The sequence below is a fragment of the Campylobacter concisus genome (genome assembly GCF_902460545.1).
Classification (GTDB): Bacteria; Campylobacterota; Campylobacteria; order Campylobacterales; family Campylobacteraceae; genus Campylobacter_A; species Campylobacter_A concisus_AE.
In genome coordinates this window covers 40,345-49,089 of sequence record NZ_CABPUE010000007.1, presented here as the reverse complement: position 1 = coordinate 49,089, position 8,745 = coordinate 40,345, and the positions used below count along the sequence as shown (strand labels likewise).

8 protein-coding genes and 1 pseudogene are annotated in these 8,745 nt (G+C 36.0%); 4 read left to right on the top strand and 5 right to left on the bottom strand.

All coding sequences use genetic code 11. The annotated features are described in order from the left end of the window. The first annotated feature begins 209 nt into the window (after window positions 1-209). Entirely contained in the window at window positions 210-827 is a 618-nt protein-coding gene (sodB, locus tag FZ949_RS05450) for a superoxide dismutase [Fe] (protein WP_148790219.1), read from the top strand. 501 nt (window positions 828-1,328) lie between these two features. On the opposite strand, the gene FZ949_RS05445 is transcribed toward sodB, so the two are convergent. Then, the gene (locus tag FZ949_RS05445; RefSeq protein ID WP_103580617.1) at window positions 1,329-2,495 is read right to left on the bottom strand and encodes a MalY/PatB family protein; all 1,167 of its coding nucleotides are present in this window, start codon (window positions 2,493-2,495) and stop codon (window positions 1,329-1,331) included. A 99-nt stretch (window positions 2,496-2,594) separates the two neighbouring features. On the opposite strand from FZ949_RS05445, the gene FZ949_RS05440 reads away from it, so the two are divergent. The 3 genes and pseudogenes from FZ949_RS05440 (at window position 2,595) to tpx (ending at window position 4,949) form a co-directional block, all read left to right on the top strand. Then, the gene (locus FZ949_RS05440) at window positions 2,595-3,050 is read left to right on the top strand and encodes a DIP1984 family protein (protein ID WP_087577420.1); all 456 of its coding nucleotides are present in this window, start codon (window positions 2,595-2,597) and stop codon (window positions 3,048-3,050) included. 216 nt (window positions 3,051-3,266) lie between these two features. Further along, window positions 3,267-4,382: pseudogene (locus FZ949_RS05435) on the top strand (trans-sulfuration enzyme family protein); the annotation flags it as partial. 42 nt (window positions 4,383-4,424) lie between these two features. Further along, window positions 4,425-4,949: a thiol peroxidase gene (gene tpx / locus FZ949_RS05430; protein ID WP_084109897.1), complete on the top strand. Its 525-nt coding sequence runs from the start codon at window positions 4,425-4,427 to the stop codon at window positions 4,947-4,949. Window positions 4,950-4,994: 45 nt separating this feature from the next. Here the strand turns inward: tpx and rnhB are convergent, their stop codons facing one another. From rnhB to FZ949_RS05410, 4 genes are all read right to left on the bottom strand, one after another. Beyond that, window positions 4,995-5,546 carry a ribonuclease HII gene (gene rnhB, locus FZ949_RS05425; protein ID WP_103580615.1) on the bottom strand — a complete coding sequence of 184 codons (552 nt, stop codon included), beginning with the start codon at window positions 5,544-5,546 and terminating at the stop codon, window positions 4,995-4,997. Continuing rightward, window positions 5,546-6,400, bottom strand: coding sequence for an S-adenosylmethionine tRNA ribosyltransferase (locus FZ949_RS05420; RefSeq protein WP_103580614.1), 855 nt, complete (start codon window positions 6,398-6,400; stop codon window positions 5,546-5,548). The genes rnhB and FZ949_RS05420 overlap by 1 nt, the downstream gene beginning before the upstream one ends. Before the next feature lie 78 nt (window positions 6,401-6,478). After that, the gene (locus FZ949_RS05415) at window positions 6,479-7,573 is read right to left on the bottom strand and encodes an ATP-binding protein (protein WP_103580613.1); all 1,095 of its coding nucleotides are present in this window, start codon (window positions 7,571-7,573) and stop codon (window positions 6,479-6,481) included. Beyond that, the coding region (locus tag FZ949_RS05410; RefSeq protein ID WP_316246163.1) for a TaqI-like C-terminal specificity domain-containing protein at window positions 7,536-8,745 on the bottom strand (1,210 nt) is incomplete at its 5' end. The genes FZ949_RS05415 and FZ949_RS05410, both read right to left, overlap by 38 nt.

Here is an 8,745-nt window from a genome sequence, read left to right as displayed (position 1 = left end):
TTAATAAATTTTTGAATCCATTTAACCAAATGTATGGGATATTTTGCTCCAAATTTTCTTTTCTATAAGTTTAAAAGCCCGCCAAAAAATGTAAGTTTAGGTTTGCTTAAATTTAGCCTATATTTTGTGGCTAAATTTAAAAGATTTTTGTTTATTAATTTTTTATGGCTATAATGCGAAACAACAAATTTTATTATTAAGGAATTATTATGTTTGAACTTAGAAAACTTCCATTTGATGCAAATAGCAATGCAGTAGTTAGCGCAAAAACCTGTGAATACCACTACGGCAAGCATCATGCAACTTACGTAGCAAATTTAAACAATCTTATAAAAGATACAAAATTTGCTAGCGCATCTTTTTATGAAATTCTAACAAATAGCGAAGGTGGGCTTTATAACAATGTCGCTCAAGTTTACAACCACGACTTTTACTGGGACTGCATCGCTAAAAAAAGCGAGATGTCAAGCGAGCTAAAAGCTGCGATCGAAGCAAATTTTGCAAATTTCAAAGAGGAATTTTTAAAAGCAGCTACAACGCTTTTTGGCTCAGGCTGGGCGTGGCTCGTATTTGATCCAAGCAGTAAAAAGCTAGAGATCGTACAAACTAGCAATGCCAAAACTCCAGTGAGTAACGGCAAAGTGCCGCTTCTAGTCGTTGATGTGTGGGAGCACGCTTACTACATCGACAACTTCAATGCTCGCCCAAAATACCTAGAGACATTTTATGAGAACATAAACTGGGAATTTGTAAGCCAAGCTTACGAGTGGGCGCTAAAAGAGGGCCTTGGCTCAGTTGAGTTTTACACAAAAGAACTACATAAATAATATCTGGCGGGGTTTCCCGCCTTTAAATTTCTACTTTTATCTAAATTTTTAAAGTCATCAAATTTATCAGCAAAAACTACCTTGTTTTAAAAGAAAGTGTAACTTCAAAAATGGCTCAAAATTTTGTTTTAGCAAACAATTTCTCTTAAATTTAAAGCCAGCGTTATCTCAACTTCAAATTTCTACTTTGTTGAAAATTTTAAAGCCACTGCTAAATTTACAAGCTATGGGCATAGAATTTACCACTTCAAAAAGGCATAAAATGTTTGCTTTATCAATCTACTATATCGTAATTGAGAGAGGTTATATACTTAAATTTAAGCAAGCAAATAAAAACTAGCGTAGGTCATCTTGCCTTTAAATTTATCAGCAAAACTTGATTTGATGTTAAAAAATGGTGGTGGGGGCAATGTTCACTGCTTCAAAAATGCCCCAAGCTGTATCAATATTAGGCAGGAGTAGATTAAAATTCAAAAGCCACTCAGCCAAATTTGGTCAATTTTATTTTCTTGAAGTGTATAAATTTATACCATTTTGTAAGCGTTTTAGCCCCTCAAACACTCTGGCTCTTTGGGTTGCGATATTCATACGGAGAAAAAATCTATCTCCTCTGTAAGCATTGCCATCATTTAGCCAAAGTCCAGCTTTATCACGCAAGAAATTCATAAAGTCACTCGAATCCTCGCAAAATGCGCTGCAATCAAGCCACAAAAGATAAGTCGCATTTGAAGGTAGAAGTTTTACTGGCAAATTTTGCTCTTTTATGAAATTTATAACGATTTTTTTGTTTTCAAAGAGATAATTTCTAAGCTCGTCAAGCCATGTTTGGCTATCGTTAAATGCCGCTATTGTCGCAGTTATCGCAAATGCGTTTGCTTCACCTATCTCATCATAATTTACAGCCGCATTTATTCTGGCACGTATCTGTTCATTTGGTGTGACGATAGCTGAGCTTTGAAGTCCTGCAATATTAAAGGCTTTTGTTGGTGAGATGCATGTGATTGAGTTATTTTTGCACTCTTCACTAACACTGATAAATGGCACGTAGCTTAGCCCAGGATCAGTTATGTCGCAGTGGATCTCATCGCTGATAACCAAAACATCGTGCTTATAACAAAGCTCGCCTATTTTTTTAAGCGTCTCTTTGTCCCAAATTTTTCCTATTGGATTGTGAGGATTACAAAGAAGCATCATAGTTGTTAGCGGCTGAGCTAGCTTTGCCTCGAGGTCGTCAAAATCGATCTCGTAAGAGCCATTTTTATAGACAAGGTCGTTTGATAAAATTTCACGCCCATTATTTTTGATGCAGTTAAAAAATACGTGATATACGGGAGCTTGCACTAATATTTGATCTCCTGGATTACTAAATCTTCTAATAGCTGTCGAAATAGCTGGTATAACGCCAGTACAAAAGCACATCCAATCGTTTTCAAAGCTAACGTCATGACGCCTCTTCCACCAGCCTTTGATCGCTTCGTTCCACTCTTTTGGGATAAATGAGTAGCCAAAGACGCCATTATCAAGACGCTTTTGTAGGGCATTTAAAATTTCAGGTGCAGCCTTAAAATCCATATCAGCAACCCACATTGGCAAAACATCGTTTTTCATTCGCCACTTCGATGAGTTGGTGCCATCTCTGCTAATAAGCGTATCAAAATCGTACTTCATAGCTTTTCCTTAAAATAAAATTTTAAATCAATTATAACCCAAAAGATACTAATATAATTTGAAATTTTCTCTCAATTTAATATTTCAAAAGGAAAAATGATGAAATTAGCTCAGGCTCTCATTTTAAGAGCTGATACACAAAAACGTTTAGAGCAGCTAAAAGGTAGGTTGCTCGATAATGCAAAAATGCAAGAAAATGAAAGGCCTAGCGAAGATCCAAAGCTTCTTTTAAAAGAGCTTGATAGGCTAAGCGATGAGCTATTTAGGCTAATCTTGGCTATAAATTTAACAAACTCGAGTGCAAAATTTGAAAATGTGAGTCTAACTGAAATGATCGCTAAAAAAGATACGCTAAGCCAAAAAGCAAGCGTGCTTAGGGATTTTGCCAAAAGCGCAAGCCAAAAGGTCGATCTTTACTCAAATAGCGAGATAAAAATTTTAAGTAGTGTCGATGTGGCTATGCTTCAAAAGCAAATAGACGAGCTATCAAAAGAGATCAGAGAGCTAGATATGAAGCTACAAGAGGCAAACTGGCAAGTTGATCTTGTAGAGTAAAATTTATGGTGAAAATGTAGCTAAAGGCGAGTAAAAAGAAAAATTTATTAGGCTTGCGGGGAGAGAGCAAAAGCTTAAATTTATCCCAGCAATTTAAAAAATGCATTCTTAAAAATAAATGTTACTACCACTTACTGATTTAGCTACGTTTTGGGTGGGTTTGGGGAAGATTAATCTTTATTATGTAAGATTTCACAAATTTTTAAAAGGAAATTTATGAAACTTGATACCTTGATCGTAAAAGGCATTGAAGCTAAAAATAATCCAAATAAAGCTGTCATTCCGCCTGTTTTTTTAGCAAGTACATTTGTGCAAGATGATCTTGAAAATTTTCAAGAATTTGCATATTCGCGTGGTAGTAACCCAACCAAAAAAGCATTTGATGAAATTTTTGCAAAGGTTGAAGGCAGCAAATATGCATTTAGCTTTGGTTCAGGCATGGCTGCAACAGCAGCTGCACTTAGCCTTATAAAAACTGGGCAAAAGGTCCTACTAAATAGCAACGTTTATGGCGGCACTTATAGATATGTCACGACTGTTTTTGAAAGCCACGGCATAAAGAGCGAATTTATAGATGATCTAAATTTTTTAAGCGAAGATGATATAAGTGACGATGTAGCAGCGATATTTATCGAAACTCCGTCAAATCCCCTCTTAAGAGTGACTGATATCGCTAGAATTTCAAAGATCGCTCACAAAAAGGGCGCTCTAGTCATTGTGGATAACACATTTTTAACGCCTTATTATCAAAGAGTACTTGAGCACGGAGCTGATATCGTGGTCTATAGTGCTACAAAATATATCGGCGGACACGCTGACGTGATCGCTGGTATCGTTACGTTAAACGATGATGCTTTGGCTGAGAAGATAAAATTTGCTAAAAACACGCTTGGTGGTATCATAAGCCCGATGGATGCCTACTACCTAATACGTGGGCTTAAAACGCTTAGCGTTAGGTTTGATAGACAAACACAAAATACACGTAAAATCATCAAATTTTTAGAGGATAATGACGCAGTTAGCGTAGTGCATTTTGCCGGCTCATATAGCGAGCAAGAGGCAAAGATGCAAGCGGCTCAAGCAAGCGACATCGGTGCTCTCATCTCATTTGAGCTAGATGAAAAATATGATGTAAATAAATTTGTAAAATCTCTAGAAATTTTTGATCTAGCAGTGAGCCTTGGCGGCGTAGAGAGCCTTATCTGCAGGCCTGCAACGATGACGCACGAGGCATATCCAAAAGAGGTGCTAGATAAGATCGGCATAAAGCAAAACTTGCTTCGCTTAGCAATCGGTATCGAAAACGCTGATGATCTAATAGCAGATCTTGATCAAGCATTTAAAAAAGCAAAAAAAATAATAAAGGAGACAGATATGGCAACTACAAAATTTAAAGGTAGTGAGGTAAATTTAAGTGGAAATGAGGTCTTCGTAGGCTCTTATGCACCTGAAGCAAAAGTCGTAGCGCAAGATCTTAGCGAGTTTAGCGTAGGCGGAAATAATGGCGTAGAAGTACTTGTTTGCTTACCATCACTTGATACTGGCGTTTGCGCAGCAGAGGCTCGTAAATTTAACGAAAAAGTAGCTGGAAAACATGGTGTAAAACTTAGCATCATCTCAAATGATTTGCCATTTGCGATGGGGAGATTTTGCACGACTGAAGGCATAGCAAATTTACATGTTGGAAGCGACTTTAGATACGGAGAATTTGCTAAAAACTATGGCGTTTTAATGAGCGATGGCCCACTAAAAGGACTACTTGCAAGAGCGGTATTTGTCATCAATGATGGCGTAATAATTCACAAACAAATCGTCCCTGAAGTGACAGAAGAGCCAAACTACGATGCTGTATTTGATGCTATTAAAAGTAGCGGTAGTTGTGGTTGTGGCTGCCATTAAAAAAGGTTTTATCTAAGCATCTATTTGATGCTTAGATAATTAATCTTAGTCAAATAGAGATTTTTCAAAAGACTTTACTACAAAGCTTTTTCTATGAAGGCTTGAATAGCCAAACTTGGCAATGGCTTCTAAATGTGCCTTTGTGCCGTATCCTTTGTGCCCAGCAAAGCCATATTTTGAGTAAATTTTATCCCAGCCTTTCATCAAACTATCACGACTAACCTTTGCTAATATGCTAGCAGCGCTTACCCCAGCGACCTTTCCGTCAGCTTTTATCATCGTTGTGATACCAACGCCATAGTCTAAATTACCATCATAAATGATCTCAAAACCCTCAAAGTGCGCCTTAAAAATTTTGAGCGCTCGTCTTAAGCACTCGCTTAGCCCAAGTTCGTCTATTTGCGCATTTGAGAAGTAGATGATGAGAAAATTTGAGCTTTTTATGATCTCTTTAAAAAGCTCCTCACGCTTTTTTGCAGTTAGTTTTTTGGAGTCGTTTAAGCCTGAAATTTCTTTATTAAGCACGCAGGCCGCTACGCTTAAAGGCCCAGCTAAAGCCCCACGTCCAGCCTCATCTATGCCACAAATTTTTGCCATTAAAGTCCGATTTCATCGCTAAAGTAAGGTCTTAGCTCATCAAGTGGCACGCTAATTTGCTCCTCGTTTAAAAAGGTAAGTCCAAGTGGCGAAAGTACAAAATTTTCGCTAACACCTGCTGTTGCGAGGATTGCTTTTAGATGAGGGTCGTTCATATCTTTAAAAATCTGCTTTAACTTTAGCTTTTTGTTGGTTTTAAGTAAGACGACATCGCAACTAGTTTTGTTATTTTTATAGGTGCAGATGCTTTTTATTTTGTCATTCATATAGTAGATGTTGTCTAGGCTCTCAAATTGGTTATTTGGCCATTTTTTACGCTCGCTTTTTAGGTCATAAAGTGTCGAGAGTAATTTATTTTTATTTTTTTTAGCCGATTCTTTGGCAAATATATCGTTAATTATAGCTTCGTATCTCGTGCCATTTGCTTCGATCATTTGGATGCCAATATTTAGCATTTCATACTCTTTTTCTTTTTTAATAGTCGCATTATAGGCTTTGTTTTTAACGATTATTTTGCCCTTTAGCTCGCCATTTTTATTTTTAACGTCTAAATTTATCTTATCAGATACAGTATTTAGCGATGAAATTTCACTGCTATTTTGCTCAAGATTACCTTTTTCGTAGTCGTATTTTGTACCATCAAAAAAGATATGTCCGCTTATCTTGGCTGGCACTTTAAAGCTCTTGCTCTGCTTAAAATTTTCAAATTCATCTTTAAAATAGTTCATATAAACTTCAAATTTTATACCATTTGCCTCACCAATAAATTTATAAAATTTTGCCCAGTTTTCGTGATTTATCTCATAGCCAAATAGACCTACTATAAGTATAAAAATCCCAATAAATGCTCTCATGTCCGTCCTTCATAGTTTTTTTGATTATAACTTTTTTACTTTAAGCTTTTAAAACAATAATCAAATAAAGGTTTAAATTTATAAACCTAGACTCCACCTAGAAAATGGCAAAATTTCGCATTTTATGCCCTCAAAGCTAAGCTCAGCTTGGTTTGCAACGCTGATTATTTGAAGCTTACTAACGCCCAGCTCTTTTAAGCTTGCGTGGAGTTTTTTAAATTTCAAGAAGATAATCTCTGGCGCAGAAAATGGCACACAGATGATCGCGATCTTTCTTTTATTAAGGAAGAAATCAATCTCTTTTGTGTAGTAAATTTCATCTTTAAATTTAAGCAACTCGCAAAAAACGACATTTGCAAAGACAGCTAAAAAATCCTTTTTTAGATACAAAGCGTTACGAAGTGCAAAATTTGTAAAGTAGAGCTTTTTGCTCGTGCTGCTCTCATCTAAATTTGGTACTAATTCTATAAAGCCATTTTCATTAAGGCTGGTTACTGCGTTATAGACACTATCTTTTGAGATTTTCATCTGCTCTTTTAGGTTTTTGTAGATACCAAAAGTACTAAGCACATCGTGGCATTTTGGAGCACATTCTTTTAAAATCGCAATGCTTTGCTCGCTTAAATTTGCTTTTAAGAGCTGTTGCAAGTGAGCTGTGACCTCGCTGGAGTCTAAAAAGGCACTTGCTATCTCGTTGCCGTGAGCTAAAAAATAGCTAAAAAGCAGATCTTGATCCAAATTTTTCTTAAAAAATAGTATAAATTCCTCGTAATCGAGATAGTTTAAATTTATGCGAGCAAAGCCGTCAATCGTGAGTGAAAATTCCTTGCTTGTAAGGATGATATTTTCAAGTGTTGCGCCCTTTAAAAAGTCTAAATTTGCAAGGTCAGCAGCTTGTAAATTTTCAACTGCAAGAACCTTTATCTGGGCATTTTTTTCTAAAAATTCTTTTAAATTTGCTAAAAGCAAGGCTCTGTCTATCCTTAGATCGTCTAAATTTACATAAAGCCTCTCCTCGCTTTTATAAGGGCTCAAAAACTCATAAACAAGAGCCGTTTTGCCACTTGAAATGGCGCCAACGATAAGCGTTTTTGGCGAGATGATTTCGTATTTTCTGGGGATAAATTTACTTGATTTAAGCGGCTGATTGTAATAAAGCTCTAATTGGTTCATTTTCTCCCCTTTGTAAGATGTATATGTAAATTTTTGTTATGCCGTCAATTCCCCCCCCCGTTATAAGCGCGATCTCATCGCTTGTTAGTTCATAAAGCTCAAAAACAAGTTTGTCTATTTTTTCGTCACTTGCCTTGATTTTGTCGTTTAGCGCGTCGATATTTTCTTTGGCTTCTAGCTTTTCATCAAGGCTTAAAGTAGGCATGTGTTTCTCATAAAGCTTGATTTTTTCATTGGCTTTTAAAATCTCATCAACTAAATTTATTATATCGTTTGCGAATTTTTCATTTTGTGGCGTTATTTGGGGGATAGGTAAAATTTCTAAGCGATTTATTTTTATTTCGCCTTCAAGTCCGCCCCCAGCATAGAAAAAGTTGAAAATTTTATAAACAGCTGTTGAATTTAAAAAAGCTAATAAAAATTTTAAATTTTCGCCAGTTATGCAATATACAGTATTGTCTGGAATATTATTATTTGTATCGTAAGCAAATTTTGGGCTTTGCACCATTCTGGCACATAAAATTTTCTCTTTTTCGAATTCCTCATAATAAGCGATGTTATCTTGCGTCTCAAACCATTTATTTGATGTTTTTTTGCGGCATTTTTTACCATTTATAGTTTCGCCACTTTGTGCTATATAAGGTAAGAAAGTTTGTAAATATCCCTTAAGACTTGGAAAATTTTCAATATCTATCTTTAATGCCGGAAATGTGCAAATTAGCCACAGCCCAGCCCACTCATAGTCATAACGCTTTATATCGCGACCTCGTAAGATCGGTCTAATGAGCTTTTGCGTCTGTTCTCTTTCGTCCCCAATGCAAGTGCTTAAAATTTTGTCACGAGTGTCGCTATTGATAATGAAAGCTTCGTTTAGCCCAGTTTTAACACCATAATTGATATTCACACCCCAATCTTTTAATGGCTTTGCGACTTTTTCGATCTTGCTTTTTAACTCAAATTTGCTGCTATCTAGGAAAGTAAAATTTGTTTCGTTTAGCGTGGATTGTGGTATTTGGATAAATTTTTGCGTTTTTAAATTTATGGTGTTTGAAGCTAGGAAATTAAATTTTGAATTTTCACCAGCTCTGATTTTTCTAAAAATAGTAATCGTACTATCTACACTTGCGTCTTCAAAAACTTTAACCCCAGTAAAATCAATAATGTGTGTTATT